Below are 14,739 nucleotides of genomic sequence, written 5' to 3'. Positions count from 1 at the left end.
TTCGCTTGTTACGTTTTACTTCGGCTCGCTATTTGGGCTTCGAAGCAGCCGGCTGTTTCGGCTCCTTGTGGCCGCCGAAGCCGGCTCGCATCGCTGAGAGAATTTTCTCGGCGAAGGTGTGTTCCTTGCGGGAACGGAAACGTGCGAACAGCGCCGCGGTCAGGACTTCGGCCGGCACGGCCTCGTCGATTGCGGCGTTCACGGTCCAGCGTCCTTCGCCGGAATCCTCGACGAAGCCGGAATACTCCGTCAGTGCCGGGCTGTCGGCGAGTGCGGTCGAGGTGAGATCGAGCAGCCAGGACGGGATCACGCTGCCGCGCCGCCACACTTCGGCGATATCGGCGAGATCGAAATCGTAACGATGATCCGCCGGCAAGGCCTCGATGTTGGCGTTCTTGAGGATATCAAAACCTTCGGCATAGGCCTGCATCAGGCCATATTCGATGCCGTTGTGGATCATCTTGACGAAATGCCCGGCGCCGACGGGGCCGGCATGGATGTAGCCCTGCTCGATGCGGGGATCGCGCCCCTCGCGTCCCTCGGTGCGTGGAATGTCGCCGGCGCCGGGCGCGAGCGCGGCGAAGATCGGATCGAGCCGATCGACCACCTGTTTCTCGCCGCCGATCATCATGCAATAGCCGCGGTCGAGGCCCCAGACTCCACCGGAGGTGCCGACGTCGACATAGTGGATGCCGCGCTCCTTCAGCGCCTTGCCGCGGCGCACGTCGTCCTGCCAGAACGTGTTGCCGCCGTCGATGATGACGTCGCCGTCCTGCATCGCGCCCGCGATCGTGTTGATCGTGGTCTCGGTGATGTGGCCGGCCGGCAGCATCACCCAGGCCGTGCGCGGCCGCTCCAGTTTCGCAATGAACTCTTCGAGCGTCGCCGACCCGACAGCGCCGTCTGCGGCAAGGCCCGCGACGGCCTTGGCGTCCTTGTCGTAGACCACGGTCGAATGTCCCTGGCGCATCAGCCGGCGAACGATGTTGCCGCCCATCCGGCCGAGGCCGATCATGCCGAGTTGCATTTGAGGAATTCCCTTAATTCAGTGCGTCGTTGAGCGCCGCATTGAGCGCCGCGAGACCCTTCTTGAGCCCACCCTTCAGGTGGACCCGCAGCGCGCGCCGGCCGCGCTCGGTGAGCACGTCGAAGTCGCCGCGCGCCTGCGCGGCCTTGATGACGCCGAAGCTGGCCTTCTGACCCGGCACCGGCAAGTCCTTGGCATCGTCGGCGGTGATCTGGAGGAACACGCCGCTGTCGGGGCCGCCCTTGTAGGCCTGTCCTGTCGAGTGCAGGAAGCGCGGTCCGAACTCGGCGCAGGTTGCGACATGTCGCTTCTCGCGGACTTCGAGCCGCATGGCCTGGAGTGCGTCGATCGTCGCCTTGTCGCGGGCGATGTAGCCGAGCAGGGCGACGTAATCGCCATGGTTGGAGCGCGACAGATGCGCTTTCAGCCATGAGGTGAGGTCGCCGTTGGCGCCGGCGGCGCGTAGGGCCGCGGCATTGGTCTCGTCGGTGTAGAGATCAGCCTCGGTGGTGCTGACCACCGGCCGTTCGGCCGGTAGCGAGCCGGTCTTCTCGAACGACGCCGTGAGCTCCCGGGTCTTGATCTTGGCCGCTTCCACGTCCGGCTGGTCGAACGGGTTGATGCCGAGGATGCTGCCCGCCACCGCCGTTGCCATTTCGAAGCGGAAGAACTCCTGGCCGAGATGGTCGATCGACTTCATCACGATGCGCACGACGGGATGGCCGGCCGCTTCGATCGCAGCAAGCTGTGAGTCATGGGCGGCGTCCGCTTCGCCCTCGATACGGATGTCGATGAAGAGCCGGTCATTGCCGTAGACCGCGGGCTCGCCCAGCGGCTCGCCGTCGATCGGGATCAGGCCCTTGCCGTCCTTGCCGGTCGATTCCGCGATGAGCTGCTCGGCCCAGGCGCCGAAATCGGCGATCTTCTTCGACGACAGGATCGTCACCTTGTCGCGGCCTTCGAGGGCTGCATGGCCCATGGCAAGGCCGAGCTGCACGCCGGGGTTCTCGGCTGGCGGCACGTCCGGTCCGCAGGAGCGGGCCATCGCAAGCGCATGCTTGACGAAGGTCTTGATATCGATGCCCGCGGTTGCCGCCGGCACAAGGCCGAACGGCGAGAGCACTGAGTAGCGTCCGCCGATGGAGGGCTCGCCGTGGAAGATGCGCGCATAGTTCAGCGTCTTCGCCGCCTTCTCCAGCGACGATCCGGGATCGGTGACCGCAATGAAGCGATGGCCGGTCTTGACCTTCGGCCCGACGGCCTGCGCGACGCGCTCGTGGAAATAATCCTTCATCGCATTCGGTTCGGTGGTGCCGCCGGATTTGCTGGAGACGATGAACACGGTGTTGGCGATGTCGATCCTGGCCTCCATCGCCCCCACCTGCGCCGGATCGGTGGAATCCAGCACGTGCAGCTTCGGGAACCCGGGCTTCTTGCCGAAGGTCTCGGCCAGCACCTCCGGCCCGAGGCTTGACCCGCCCATGCCGAGCACGACGGCGTCGGAAAATTTCTGGCCTTTCACGCGGCTGGCATAATCCTCATAGTCGGCGACGTCGGCCTTGGCGGCGCTGTCGAGCCAGCCGAGCCATTTGTCCTCGTCGGTGCCGGTCCAGACCGATTTGTCGCGTTGCCACAGCCGGCGGATCTTTGCCGACGCACGCCATTCCTCGGTGCTCTTGGCCACGGCCTTGCCGAGACCGTCGCCGAGCGAGAGCAGCTGGCGGTCGATCGCGGGCCCGAGCACGGTGACGCGCTTGTGGGCGACCGCGCCATAGAGCTTGTCGGCGGCGTCGGCAAACTGCTTGACGCCGTCCTTGACGAGCTCCTCGGTGATGGCATCGAGCGAGACGCCGGAACGCTCCAGCTCTTCCAGCACGCGCCTGGCGTCGTCGACATTCTCTTCCAGGCTGTCGCGCGGGGTGCCGTGGTCGCGGAACGCATCGAGCGTCGCCGGCGGCACGGTGTTGATGGTGTCGGGACCGATCAATTCCTCGACATAGAGAACGTCGCTGTAGTCCTTGTTCTTGGTGCCGGTCGAGGCCCACAGCATGCGCTGCGGCTTGGCGCCTTTGGCCGCGAGCTTGTCCCAGCGGGGACCCGAGAACAGGCGCTTGTAATCCTGGTAGGCGACCTTCGCATTGGCGATCGCCACCTTGCCCTTCAGCGCGGCGAGCCGTTCCTTCTCACTCGGGTCGTTGGCGCGGGCGATCTTGTCGTCGAGCTGCTTGTCGACCACCGAGTCGATGCGGCTGACGAAAAAGCTCGCCACGCTCGCCACGTGCGAGGGGTCGCCGCCACCTGCGACGTATTTCTCCAGACCGGCGAGATAGGCCTCGGCGACCTGCAGATAGACGTCCCTGGAGAACAACAGCGTGATGTTGATGCTGATGCCGTCGCCGATCAGGGTCTCGATCGCCGGCAGGCCCTCCGGCGTTGCCGGCACCTTCACCATCAGGTTCTTGCGATTGACGTCCTTCCAGAGCCGCCGCGCCTCGGTGACCGTGCCGCTGGTGTCCATCGCCAGATAGGGCGAGACTTCCAGGCTGACATAGCCGTCGCCGCCCTTGAGGCGGTCGTAGACCGGGCGCAGCACGTCGGCGGCGTTCTGGATGTCCTCGACCGCGACGGCCTCGAACAGGTCGGCGACCGACCGGTCGCCGCGCTTCAAGGCCTTGCCGATCGGCGCGTCGTACTCGTCCGAGCTGCCGATCGCTTTCTCGAAGATCGAGGGGTTGGAGGTGACGCCCTTGACGCCATCGGTGTCGATCAGCCGCTTCAGGTCGCCCTTGGCGATGAAGCCACGGGCCAGGAAGTCCAGCCAGACGGCTTGTCCGTGCTTTTCCAGTTCTTTGACGGGATTCATGATGCTAATTTATCTCCAAGCCTGCGGGCGAGGGGTTTCCGCGCCGGTCCTGACGCGCTATCCTCTAGCTTACATGCTTCCTTGAGGGAACCAATCAAGGGTATGGGCGTCATATCCTCCAGTGTAACTCCGTCGCGATCATGGCGATCGGCGTAGAGGTAGCGCAAGTTGCGTAAAGGGTTGTCGGCCGTGAGGAATCGGCCGGGCCTCGTTGTGTAACGTCAGCAGCCTCGCCTCGCCGCTAGCGGCTGCGCGGAGTACTCATCAGCGGATTCCGGTCCGCCTGATGCATTGTGGCTCGGTCGCGAATGGCCATGCTGGGGGAAGGCATGCAAGCACATCATGACCGTCCGGCGCTCGCTGTCACGGACAGACCCCGATCGGTCACGTCGACCGGATGCGTCGATGCGTCCCACGATCTCGAAATCGGTCCATGTACGACCCGACTGCGGCTGCTGGTCGTAACGGGCTTCGCCATGACGCTGCTCAGCGCAACGCTCGCCTTGGGCTGGTGGAATGCTTTTGGCCATTACGACACGATGCTCGGCTATGCCGGCGTGGTGGTGTTCGCCCTGATGACCGGTGGGCTGATCTGGGTGCTCCCCGCCGAACGGGGATCGGTGGTGATCGTCACCCCCTACGGCATTCGCGATCTCCGCATCGGCAATGAATTTCTGCTGTGGGACTCGATCGCGGAGATTTCGGCTGAAGAACGCCGCGGGCGCAAGGTGATCGTGCTGACCCCGACGCCGGCTCTGCAGCGGCAGCTCAGCAGCATCCGCGGCTTGGCCCGCTGCGTGAGGGACGACCGCATCGTCATCCGGTCGGAGGGCCTGGCGACCGATTTTGATACACTGCTGCGCGCTTGCCGCGACTGTCACGCCGCCAGCGGTCCACGCACCGCATTGCAGCAGGAAGATGAACGCGGCACCCAAGGCTTCGCCGTACAAGCGTCATAAGATCGCCGTTCGCAGACGGCTATGATGCAGCGCCGGATGAACGCATCCCCGGTAATGCCCGGATGTTGCGAGCGAGTGACATTTTCTGGAAATGAGCCAATATAGACAAAGATTCGCTCAAATATCAGGCAGGTGCCTGTTCGTAACTCACCCTGTGCCTACGTTGTGCGTTGCGCCGAGAAGGCGCCCGGGTGTCGAATGATCGTCATGTGCTCACGCTGATTCGAGAGTGGCGCTAAGGAACGGTCCGGTCGCTGCTTTCGTTCAATTGTGTAGCGGAACTCACGCGGAGAGGGATCATGTATAACGATTCTCTATTCAACGCTTTCGCTAAGTCGTTCGAGGCGAGAAGCCAACACGACATGTCGATGGCGGAATATCTGGAATCGTGTCGAAGCGATCCCATGAAATACGCGAACGCGGCCGAACGACTGCTAGCAGCGATCGGTGAGCCCCAGACGATTGACACGGCCAAGGACCCACGCCTTGGCCGTATTTTTTTGAACCGCACGATCCGCACCTATCCGGCCTTCGCCGGCTTCTACGGCATGGAAGAAACCATCGAGCGCATCGTCGGTTTCTTCCGTCACGCGGCGCAGGGCCTCGAAGAGCGCAAGCAGATCCTGTATCTGCTCGGTCCGGTCGGCGGCGGCAAGTCCTCGCTCGCCGAGCGGCTCAAGTCGCTGATGGAAGTGCATCCAATCTACGTGCTCAAGGCCGGCGACGAGCTCTCGCCCGTGTTCGAAAGCCCGCTCAGCCTGTTCGATCCGGATCAGCTCGGCCCGATGCTGGAAGAGAAATACGGCATTCCGCGCCGCCGTCTCACCGGCCTGATGAGCCCGTGGTGCTACAAGCGGCTGGAAGCCTTCGGCGGCGACATTTCCCAGTTTCGGGTCGCAAAGATCCAGCCGTCGCGGTTGCGCCAGATCGGGATCGCCAAGACCGAGCCGGGTGACGAGAACAACCAGGACATCTCCTCGCTGGTCGGCAAGGTCGACATCCGCAAGCTCGAAACCTACGCGCAGAACGATCCCGACGCCTACAGCTATTCCGGCGGCCTCAATCGCGCCAACCAGGGCGTGCTCGAGTTCGTCGAGATGTTCAAGGCGCCGATCAAGATGCTGCATCCGCTGCTCACCGCGACGCAGGAAGGCAACTACATCGGCACCGAGAATATCGGCGCTATCCCGTTCACCGGCGTCATCCTCGCGCACTCCAACGAGGCCGAGTGGTCGAGCTTCAAGGCCAACAAGAACAACGAGGCCTTCATCGACCGCATCTGCGTGATCAAGGTGCCTTATTGCCTGCGGATCACGGAAGAGCAGAAGATCTACGAGAAGCTGATCCAGGGCTCCGAGCTCGCGGCCGCGCCTTGCGCGCCCGCGACGCTGGAGACGCTGGCGCGGTTCTCGGTGATGTCGCGCCTGCGCAAGCACGAAAATTCCACGACCTACGCCAAGATGAGGGTCTACGACGGCGAGAGCCTGAAGGAGACCGATCCGAAGGCGCGCAGCGTCCAGGAATATCGCGATGCCGCCGGCGTCGACGAGGGCATGGACGGTGTCTCCACCCGCTTTGCCTTCAAGATCCTGGCTGCGACCTTCAACCACGATCCGCAGGAAGTCGCCGCCGACGCCGTGCATCTGATGTACGCGCTGGAGCAATCGATCAAGCGCGAGCAGCTGCCCGAGGAAGTCGAGAAGCGCTACCTCGAATTCATCAAGGCCGACCTTGCACCGCGTTATGCCGAGTTCATCGGGAACGAGATCCAGAAGGCTTATCTCGAATCCTACTCGGATTACGGCCAGAACCTGTTCGACCGCTATGTCGACTACGCCGATGCCTGGATCGAGGACCAGGATTTCAAGGATGCCGACACCGGCCAGCTGCTTGACCGCGAACTCTTGAACCAGGAGCTGACCAAGATCGAGAAGCCGGCGGGCATCGCCAACCCGAAGGATTTCCGCAACGAGGTGGTCAAATTCTCGTTACGGTCGCGCGCCCAGAACGGTGGCAAGAATCCGACCTGGATCTCCTACGAGAAGATTCGCGATGTGATCGAAAAGCGGATATTCTCCCAGGTCGAGGACCTGCTTCCGGTCATCTCCTTCGGGTCGAAGAAGGACGGCGAGACGGAGAAGAAGCACGGCGAGTTCGTCGCACGCATGGTGGAGCGCGGCTACACCGAGCGTCAGGTTCGCCGGCTCGTCGAATGGTACATGCGCGTGAAGCAGGCCGGTTGAGGCGGATGGAAAAGTGCCGATTCACATTATTGACAGGCGCCTGAATCCAGGCGGCAAGAGTCTCGAGAACCGGCAGCGGTTCTTGCGTCGGGCCAAATCCCTGGTGCAGGGCGCCGTCAAGAAGACCTCGCAGGAACGCGACATCAAGGACGTCCTGGAGGGTGGCGAGGTCACCATTCCGCTCGACGGCATGCACGAGCCGCGTTTCCGCCGCGACGGCGGAACGCGCGACATGGTGTTGCCCGGGAACAAGAAGTTCATCGAGGGCGACTATCTCCAGCGCTCCGGCCAGGGCAGCGCCAAGGATTCCGGTCCCGGCGAAGGCGACAGCGAGGACGCCTTCCGCTTCGTGCTCAGCCGCGACGAATTCGTCGATCTCTTCCTCGATGATCTCGAACTTCCCGATCTCGCCAAGCGCAAGATCGCGCAGACCGAGAGCGAGGGCATCCAGCGCGCCGGCTACACCACGTCGGGCTCGCCCTCCAACATCTCGGTGAGCCGGACGGTTCGGCGCGCAATGGCGCGCCGTATCGCGCTCAAGCGTCCCAGCAAGGAGGAGATCGAGGAGCTGGAAGCCGCCATCGCCGCATGCGCGGATGAGGACGAGCGCCTGGTGCTGCTGGCCCAGCTCGAAAAACTGAAGGCGAGGTCCAAGCGCATTCCCTTCATCGATCCGCTCGACATCCGCTATCGCCGCTTCGAGACGGTGCCCAAGCCCGTTGCCCAGGCCGTGATGTTCTGCCTGATGGACGTGTCGGGCTCGATGTCCGAGCACATGAAGGATCTCGCCAAGCGCTTCTACATGCTGCTCTACGTATTCCTGAAGCGCCGCTACAAGCATGTCGACATCGTCTTCATCCGCCACACCGATCGCGCCGAGGAGGTGGACGAGCAGACTTTCTTCTACGGCCCGGCTTCCGGCGGCACGCTGGTCTCAAGCGCGCTGCAGGCCATGCACGAGATCGTGCGCGAACGCTTCAGCCCGTCGGACTGGAATATCTACGCCGCGCAAGCCTCCGATGGCGACAATTCCTATTCCGACGGCGAACTCGCGGGCATGCTGCTCACCGACAAGATCCTGCCGGTCTGCCAATTCTTCGCCTACCTCGAGGTCGGCGAGTCCGGCGGCAGCGCCTTCGATCTGTCCGATTCCTCGCTCTGGACCCTCTACGAGCGCCTGCGCAACAGCGGCGCGCCGCTCTCGATGCGCAAGGTCAGCGAGCGCAGCGAGATTTTTCCGGTGTTCCACGATCTGTTCCAGCGCCGCGACACTGCCCAGGAGAAAGCCGCTCCATGACGGAACGCTTGTTCGAAGGCGCCGATTGGGATTTCCACACCTTGCAGCGCATCACGGATGCCTGCGAGGAGGTGGCGACGAAAGATCTTGGGCTCAACGTCTATCCGAACCAGATCGAGGTGATCACCGCCGAGCAGATGCTGGACGCCTATTCGTCCGTCGGCATGCCGCTGTTCTACAAACACTGGTCGTTCGGAAAGCACTTTGCATATCACGAGGCCTCATACCGCAAGGGCCTCATGGGGCTCGCCTATGAGATCGTGATCAACTCCTCGCCCTGCATCTCCTACCTGATGGAGGAGAACACGGCGACGATGCAGACCCTGGTGATCGCGCACGCCGCCTTCGGCCACAATCATTTCTTCAAGAACAACTATCTGTTCAAGCAATGGACCGACGCCGACGGCATCCTGGACTATCTGGATTTCGCCAAGAACTACGTCATGCAATGCGAGGATCGCTACGGCCGCGTCGAGGTCGAGCGCACCCTCGATGCCGCGCACGCGCTGATGTCGCACGGGATCGACCGCTATCCCGGCAAGAAGAAGCTCGATCTCCGCGCCGAAGAGAAGCGGGCAGGGCGCCGCCGCCAGCATGAGGAGGAGGTCTTCAACGACCTCTGGCGCACCGTGCCGGCGGGAAAGAGCAAGACCCGGTCCGCGCTCAGCATCGAGCGCCGCCGCAAGCTGCTCGGCCTGCCGCAGGAAAACCTGCTGTATTTCCTCGAGAAGAGTGCGCCGCGGCTGGCGCCCTGGCAGCGCGAGCTGTTGCGCGTCGTCCGACACATCGCGCAATATTTCTATCCGCAGAGCCAGACCAAGGTGATGAACGAGGGGACGGCGACCTACGTCCACTATCGCATCATGACCAAGCTGCATCAGCAGGGCCGCATCAGCGACGGCAATTTCCTCGAATTCCTGCAGTCGCATACCAACGTCGTGTTCCAGCCCGAATTCGACGACCAGCGCTTCTCCGGCTTCAACCCCTATGCGCTCGGCTTCGCCATGATGCAGGACATCGAGCGCATCGTCACCCGGCCGGAAGACGAGGACCGCGAGTGGTTCCCGGACATCGCCGGCAAGAACGACGTAATGGGCGTGCTACGCGACGTCTGGGCCAACTACCGCGACGAGAGTTTCATCGCCCAGTTCCTGAGTCCGAAGCTGATGCGGCACCTCCGCATGTTCCACTTGCATGACGATCCCGAGGAACGCGCCGGCATCCGGGTCGACGCCATTCACGACGAGCGCGGCTTCCGCCGCGTCCGGCGCGAGCTGGCACGGCAGCACGATGTCGGCTACATCGACGCCAATATCGAGGTGGTCGACGTCGATCTCTCCGGCGACCGGCGGCTGATCCTGCATCACCATGTCATCAAGGGCGCGCAGCTCAACGAGACCGACGCCAAGCGCGTGCTCCAGCATCTGGCCGATCTCTGGACCTACGACGTTGCGCTGATCGAGGTCGACGCCAACGACAAGGTGCTGCGCGAATATGTCGTGAGCCCCCGCCCGATCACCGCGGCGGCCTGACGCTGCTGACAATGCGGAACAATGCGCGTTGATGTGCCCTCGCCCCTTGTGGGAGAGGGCGGCGACGCCGGGAGACACAAGCTCACTGCGGTGAGGGGTATCTCTCCACGTTTCCTGTGCCGATAGAGACCCCTCATCCGACGCTTCGCGCCACCTTCTCCCACAAGGGAAGAAGGAAAGCGTTCTGGCTCTACAACGGCTGTTCTATCCGGAACGTTTCGCTGGCTTCTTCTTGGCTTTGGACGCATTCAGCCCCACGGCCGCGCGGATCAGCGCCTTCAACGCCTTTTCGTTGATCTTCTCGCCTTCGCGAATATCGATCGCGCGGCGCACGTTGCCGTCGAGGCTCGAGTTGAAAAGGCCGGCGGGATCCTCCAGCGCGGCGCCCTTGGCAAACGTCATCTTCACCACGGCCTTGTAGGTCTCGCCGGTGCAGATGATGCCGTCGTGCTCCCACACCGGCACGCCGCGCCATTTCCATTCCTCGACAACATCAGGATCGGCCTCCTTGATCAGGGCACGGATTCGCCCGAGCATGTCGCCGCGCCAGTCGCCGAGCTCCTTGATCCTGCCGTCGATCAGCTTGGAGGGCGACGATCCATTCGCGTCCTTCTTTGTCGCGGTCGCGGCCTTTGTCACGATCACGCCTCCTGTCGCGTGCCGTCGCGTCGGCCGAGATAGGGCTGCGCGAACATATAGAGCCCGGTCGCGAGCAACGGGATCAACGGGACGAGCGCGAGAAAGCCGATCCAGATGGCCTGGAGCTGCATGGTCATGGCGACGATGTTGGCGATGACGGCCAGCGTGAAAGCGATCGACAGCCAGCGATGGATCTGCCGAACCCACATGTTTCCGGTCAATGAAACCTCCTCTTGAGATGATCGAATGAAGGCCGGTGGCCGAGCTAGTCTGCCCTTGCCAGCAGTTCGTCCAGCTTGGCGAAAAACTGCTTCCAGCCGGCATGCGCGCCGCCAAAAGCCTGCTTCTGCGTCGGGCTGAAGCCCGCTTGCTCGACACGTAAGTGAGTGCCTGCGCCCGTCGGCGTCAGCGTGAAGGTCACGACGCTCTTGAGATCGAACGCCGCGTCGTCATGCGAGAAATTCCAGGTGTAAGCGAGCGTCTTCTGCGGCTCGATGGTGAGGACCTCGCAGTCCAGCACGCCGCCCCACTCGCCGCGAAGGTTGAAGCGGTGGCCCACGTTCGGCTTGAAGTCGTTCTTCATCAGCCATTCCTCGATCAGATGCGGCTGCGTCAGCGCGCGCCAGATCCGCTCTGCCGGAAAGGCAAATTCGCGCTCGACGACGACAGATCGGGTTTCGGCCGTGGATTCGTTCATTGGTCCATCCTCTTCAGGAGATCGTCGAGCGCGTCGAGCCGGTTCTGCCAGAACCCTGCCATCTGGCTGGTCCAGTCGATCAGCGGATTGAGCGCGCCGGGCTGGGCGCTGTAATGCGTCTGCCGTCCTTGATGCCGGTCGCGCACGAGGCCAGCCTGCTTCAGCGCGCCGAGATGCTTTGAGACCGCCGGCTGGGACACGCCCGACAGTGCCGTCAGGGCCCCAACCGTCTGTTCGCCCTCGCGGCACAATCGCTCGAAGATCGCCCGACGGGTCGGGTCGGCGAGCGTCCTGAACAGAAGGTCGTGAGCGGCAGCGGGCATACATTCATAACCTGTGAGTTATGGATACATTCATAACCGTGGAGTTATGGGTAAGTCAAGCGCGTTGCGAGGCAGTGGCACTCGCTCGCGCAACCCGCTCCGCCGTCATTGCGAGGAGCCCTTGCGACGAAGCAATCCAGTCTGCTTCCGCGGAGGGACTGGATTGCTTCGCTCCGCTCGCAATGACGGACAACGTAGCGGCGCCTCCCGCGCCCCTACGGCCGCAGATAGAGATAGCCCTGCGACTGGAGCTCGGCCAAACGAACCACGCCGCCTTTCTCCGCGCTGACGAAGCCCGGCAGGAGATCCGTGAGCGTGACGTTCTGCGCCTTCATCGTGTTGCCGCAGGCGGCAAGCTCGACCCCATCCTTGGAGAAATCGCCGACGCGCTTGCTGATGTCAGGGTTGGCTTGCGCCGAGTGAAACGCCTTCAGCGCCGGCCCGTGGATCACCAGCGCAATCGTCACATGGTCCGGACCGCCGACGCCGTCGATATGGTTCTGGATGTTGCCGAGCACGAAATTGACTTTTTCGGCATCGCTCAAATGATAGACCACCTTCAGCTTATTGCCCGTGCCGGCTTCGGTCGCGGCCTTCGCGCTGGAGGCGCCAAGCGCCGCGCCCAGACCCGAGACGGCGCTCCACAACATGTTCCGCCGGTTCATGATGATCTCCCTCGATTGCGCCGGACACATATCATTTGTGGCGGAGCGCGGCGAGTTCCTTGCGGTCGGTCACGAGTGAGGCGCATTCCTTGTTGTCCGTTCGATCTAGGCGGAAAATCCCGTCGTCGGCCCCGGCGACCAGTGACAGTTCGGCATCCTCATCCGGCTTGTTGTTCTGCCAGACCCTGACCTGCGCCAGCCGCACGATCGCCGATTTGTCGTCCTTTGAGAGCGCGACGCCGATGCCGCCGCCCTCGCAGTCGACGCCGCAACCGAGGCGGATTTCGGTGCCGTTCTTGGTGAACACGGCGTGATGACAGGAGCCGCTGGAATCGAAATCGCCGGAGCGGTGACGATATCTGAATCCCAGGCGGAAGGAGTTGTGGAGCTGCTTGTCCTCCGTGTCCAATTCCGCCGAGATCAGCAACTTCATCGAGGCGACCTTCTGCTTCGGATGGCGCGCCAGATGCTCGGCATCGTAGCGCCGCACGAAGCAGGCATAGGCCTTGTTGCCGGGTGCACCCGCATACATGCGCGCGTTGAAGGTCTCGGCTTCGGCCTTGCTGGCCTCACGGATATCGTCGGCCTCTTCGCCGTAAGCAGCGCCGCCAAGCGCGGCAAGGAAGACGGCAGCAAAAAGAGAAAGCTTCATGATGGCCTCGCGTGCAGCAGCTGAGCTGTACGCTGTAGACGCGGCCCGGGTGCGACGCGTTCAACGTCCGCACATCTGACAGGATCATCGCTGGGCGGAGCCAGGTGATCAGTTCCACGCCGGGCTTTAGTCATCGGTGGGGTCATGAAGGTTCATTCGACGTGACCCCTTCGCCTTTCGGAACCTGACGCCCTGCGGTTCTTACGAGATTACCCGACGTCATCGATGTGATAGCCTTCACAGACGATCGCCTCTGGCGGTCGTAGGCTGGGGCTTGCCTTGTAAGTTTGTGGAGTCCCCCCGCGATGGGCGAAATTCGCAACTTCAGATCCGGGAATGACGAGCCGCCTTCGCACGGCCCTATGCCTCGTCGCCTCGCGGCCATCATTGTCGGTGACATCGCTTCCTACAGCCGCCTGATGCAGGCCGACGAGGAGGGCACGCACGTCCGCGTCAAGCGGATCGAGCGGGATCTCATCCGGCCCAGCATCGTCGAGCACAATGGAAGTCTGGTGAAGACGACGGGCGATGGCTTCATCGCGATTTTCGACAGTCCGGTCGAGGCCGTCCGATGCAGCATCGTCATCCAGCAGAATCTCATCGGCCGCAACGCCTCGCTTCCGAAGGAGACCCGGATCGAGTACCGGATTGGCGTCAACCTCGGTGACGTCATCGTGGAGCCGGACGACGTCTACGGCGACGGCGTCAACATCGCAACGCGCATCGAGGGCATCGCCGAACCAGGCCAGGTCTTTATCTCCGGCGCGATCTACGAGCAGATCAAGCACAAGGTCGTGTGCGGTTACGAGTCGCTCGGGGACCGCAAGGTCAAGAACATCACCGATCCCGTGCGCGTCTATAAAGTGCTGCCGGATGCAGACGCGGTCGGCAGGACGCGGGGGCGGCGCGAGAATACTCTGATCTTTCTCCTGGGTATCACGCTGTCGGTGATTGCCGCCGGTGTGCTGTGGTATCTGCTGGCTCAGACACCGGGCAGGGTGAGCGAGCAGGCCGCCGTCACTACCGTTTCTCCTGCCGCATCGCCAAGCCCGCAGCCTCCGCCGCGCGAAGCCGCGCCGCAGACGCCGCAGCCTTCTCCCTCGTCGGCTTCGTCATCCCCGTCGCCCGCTCCGGCGCCAACTCCATCGCCAATTCCCGTCCGCGAACCCGAAATGGTCGCCATCCGCGGCGGCAGCTTTGCGATGGGAAGCAACGACGACCCGACCGAGCGTCCTGTCCATCAGGTGACGGTGAAGCCGTTCTCGATCGGCAAATATCCGGTGACCGTGCAGGAATGGAACGAGTGCGCCGCTGCAAAGGCGTGCGGCTTCACGGCCATCGGCAAGGACGATGCGCCGGTCAGTAATGTGAGTTGGACCGACGCGCAGCAATATGCGGCCTATCTCGCTCAGGCGACAAAGAAGACTTATCGGCTTCCGAGCGAAGCCGAATGGGAATATGCCGCGCGGGGCGGAACGCAGACCAAATATTGGTGGGGCGACAAGCTGCAGCCGGGCATGGCCGGTTGCAAGGATTGCGGTGATCTCGCGGCCGAGCAACCAGCGAAGGTCGGCAGCTTCAGGCCTAATCCGTTCGGGCTCCACGACATGGGCGGCGGTGTCGATCAGTGGGTCGAGGACTGCTGGCACAAGACCTATCAGGGCGCGCCCGGCGACGGCTCGGCATGGAGCAGTGGGGACTGCAGCGCCCATGTCCTGCGCTCGGGCTCCTGGAAGAACGATTCCAGATATGTGCGGCCGTCCAACCGCGATGGCTACGACACCCATGTTCGTTATCCGACGCACGGCTTCCGCGTGGCGCTCAGCCCTTGAGTGGAGGAGT

Annotated in this window: 13 protein-coding genes; 5 read left to right on the top strand and 8 right to left on the bottom strand. The window is 63.0% G+C overall.

What is annotated here, in order from left to right:
• Nucleotides 1-28 precede the first annotated feature (28 nt).
• Together gnd and AC0L27_RS23255 are read right to left on the bottom strand one after the other, a co-directional pair.
• Nucleotides 29-1,027 carry a phosphogluconate dehydrogenase (NAD(+)-dependent, decarboxylating) gene (gnd, locus tag AC0L27_RS23260; protein ID WP_354205082.1) on the bottom strand — a complete coding sequence of 333 codons (999 nt, stop codon included), beginning with the start codon at nucleotides 1,025-1,027 and terminating at the stop codon, nucleotides 29-31.
• Nucleotides 1,028-1,040: 13 nt separating this feature from the next.
• Nucleotides 1,041-3,890, bottom strand: a complete 2,850-nt coding sequence (locus tag AC0L27_RS23255; protein WP_354205084.1) for a bifunctional transaldolase/phosoglucose isomerase — start codon at nucleotides 3,888-3,890, stop codon at nucleotides 1,041-1,043.
• 308 nt (nucleotides 3,891-4,198) lie between these two features.
• On the opposite strand from AC0L27_RS23255, the gene AC0L27_RS23250 reads away from it, so the two are divergent.
• The 4 genes from AC0L27_RS23250 to AC0L27_RS23235 all read left to right on the top strand — a co-directional run bounded on the left by AC0L27_RS23250 (nucleotide 4,199) and on the right by AC0L27_RS23235 (nucleotide 9,921).
• A complete protein-coding gene (locus tag AC0L27_RS23250) occupies nucleotides 4,199-4,849 on the top strand; it encodes a hypothetical protein (RefSeq protein WP_354205086.1) in 651 nt (216 codons plus the stop codon).
• Between the two features lie 299 nt (nucleotides 4,850-5,148).
• Complete coding sequence (locus AC0L27_RS23245; RefSeq protein ID WP_007595704.1) at nucleotides 5,149-7,092, top strand: PrkA family serine protein kinase; 1,944 nt, start codon at nucleotides 5,149-5,151, stop codon at nucleotides 7,090-7,092.
• 19 nt (nucleotides 7,093-7,111) lie between these two features.
• Nucleotides 7,112-8,389 (top strand): YeaH/YhbH family protein, encoded by a 1,278-nt coding sequence (locus AC0L27_RS23240; RefSeq protein ID WP_354205520.1) that lies wholly within the window; start codon nucleotides 7,112-7,114, stop codon nucleotides 8,387-8,389.
• The gene (locus AC0L27_RS23235) at nucleotides 8,386-9,921 is read left to right on the top strand and encodes a SpoVR family protein (protein ID WP_354205088.1); all 1,536 of its coding nucleotides are present in this window, start codon (nucleotides 8,386-8,388) and stop codon (nucleotides 9,919-9,921) included. Before AC0L27_RS23240 ends, AC0L27_RS23235 begins: the two co-directional genes overlap by 4 nt.
• Before the next feature lie 204 nt (nucleotides 9,922-10,125).
• Here AC0L27_RS23235 and AC0L27_RS23230 read toward each other — a convergent pair whose 3' ends face one another.
• The 6 genes from AC0L27_RS23230 to AC0L27_RS23205 form a co-directional block, all read right to left on the bottom strand.
• A complete protein-coding gene (locus AC0L27_RS23230) occupies nucleotides 10,126-10,560 on the bottom strand; it encodes a DUF1801 domain-containing protein (RefSeq protein WP_354205090.1) in 435 nt (144 codons plus the stop codon).
• A 2-nt stretch (nucleotides 10,561-10,562) separates the two neighbouring features.
• A complete protein-coding gene (locus tag AC0L27_RS23225) occupies nucleotides 10,563-10,769 on the bottom strand; it encodes a hypothetical protein (protein WP_473320517.1) in 207 nt (68 codons plus the stop codon).
• 56 nt (nucleotides 10,770-10,825) lie between these two features.
• Nucleotides 10,826-11,257, bottom strand: coding sequence for an SRPBCC family protein (locus AC0L27_RS23220; RefSeq protein ID WP_354205094.1), 432 nt, complete (start codon nucleotides 11,255-11,257; stop codon nucleotides 10,826-10,828).
• On the bottom strand, nucleotides 11,254-11,580 hold the full coding sequence (locus tag AC0L27_RS23215) for an ArsR/SmtB family transcription factor (protein WP_007595691.1): 327 nt from the start codon (nucleotides 11,578-11,580) through the stop codon (nucleotides 11,254-11,256). Before AC0L27_RS23215 ends, AC0L27_RS23220 begins: the two co-directional genes overlap by 4 nt.
• 215 nt (nucleotides 11,581-11,795) lie before the next feature.
• On the bottom strand, nucleotides 11,796-12,245 hold the full coding sequence (locus tag AC0L27_RS23210; protein WP_354205096.1) for a DsrE family protein: 450 nt from the start codon (nucleotides 12,243-12,245) through the stop codon (nucleotides 11,796-11,798).
• A gap of 31 nt (nucleotides 12,246-12,276) precedes the next feature.
• Complete coding sequence (locus tag AC0L27_RS23205; RefSeq protein WP_354205098.1) at nucleotides 12,277-12,897, bottom strand: hypothetical protein; 621 nt, start codon at nucleotides 12,895-12,897, stop codon at nucleotides 12,277-12,279.
• 305 nt (nucleotides 12,898-13,202) lie between these two features.
• Between AC0L27_RS23205 and AC0L27_RS23200 the strand changes: the two genes are divergently transcribed.
• Nucleotides 13,203-14,729, top strand: a complete 1,527-nt coding sequence (locus AC0L27_RS23200) for an SUMF1/EgtB/PvdO family nonheme iron enzyme (protein ID WP_354060291.1) — start codon at nucleotides 13,203-13,205, stop codon at nucleotides 14,727-14,729.
• The last annotated feature ends 10 nt before the right edge of the window (nucleotides 14,730-14,739 follow it).

It is taken from the genome of Bradyrhizobium sp. Ken51, from assembly GCF_055807435.1.
Note: the sequence above shows the minus strand (reverse complement) of the source record. Positions and strands in the feature narration are given on the sequence as shown.

Excerpts from the sequence above, each read along its gene's own strand:
- AC0L27_RS23235 (WP_354205088.1), top strand. The coding sequence starts at position 8,386 with ATGACGGAACGCTTGTTCGAAGGCGCCGATTGGGATTTCCACACCTTG.
- AC0L27_RS23255 (WP_354205084.1), bottom strand. The coding sequence starts at position 3,890 with ATGAATCCCGTCAAAGAACTGGAAAAGCACGGACAAGCCGTCTGGCTG.
- AC0L27_RS23215 (WP_007595691.1), bottom strand. The coding sequence starts at position 11,580 with ATGCCCGCTGCCGCTCACGACCTTCTGTTCAGGACGCTCGCCGACCCG.
- AC0L27_RS23205 (WP_354205098.1), bottom strand. The coding sequence starts at position 12,897 with ATGAAGCTTTCTCTTTTTGCTGCCGTCTTCCTTGCCGCGCTTGGCGGC.
- AC0L27_RS23250 (WP_354205086.1), top strand. The coding sequence starts at position 4,199 with ATGGCCATGCTGGGGGAAGGCATGCAAGCACATCATGACCGTCCGGCG.
- AC0L27_RS23220 (WP_354205094.1), bottom strand. The coding sequence starts at position 11,257 with ATGAACGAATCCACGGCCGAAACCCGATCTGTCGTCGTCGAGCGCGAA.
- AC0L27_RS23225 (WP_473320517.1), bottom strand. The coding sequence starts at position 10,769 with ATGTGGGTTCGGCAGATCCATCGCTGGCTGTCGATCGCTTTCACGCTG.
- AC0L27_RS23200 (WP_354060291.1), top strand. The coding sequence starts at position 13,203 with ATGGGCGAAATTCGCAACTTCAGATCCGGGAATGACGAGCCGCCTTCG.
- gnd (WP_354205082.1), bottom strand. The coding sequence starts at position 1,027 with ATGCAACTCGGCATGATCGGCCTCGGCCGGATGGGCGGCAACATCGTT.
- AC0L27_RS23245 (WP_007595704.1), top strand. The coding sequence starts at position 5,149 with ATGTATAACGATTCTCTATTCAACGCTTTCGCTAAGTCGTTCGAGGCG.
- AC0L27_RS23210 (WP_354205096.1), bottom strand. The coding sequence starts at position 12,245 with ATGAACCGGCGGAACATGTTGTGGAGCGCCGTCTCGGGTCTGGGCGCG.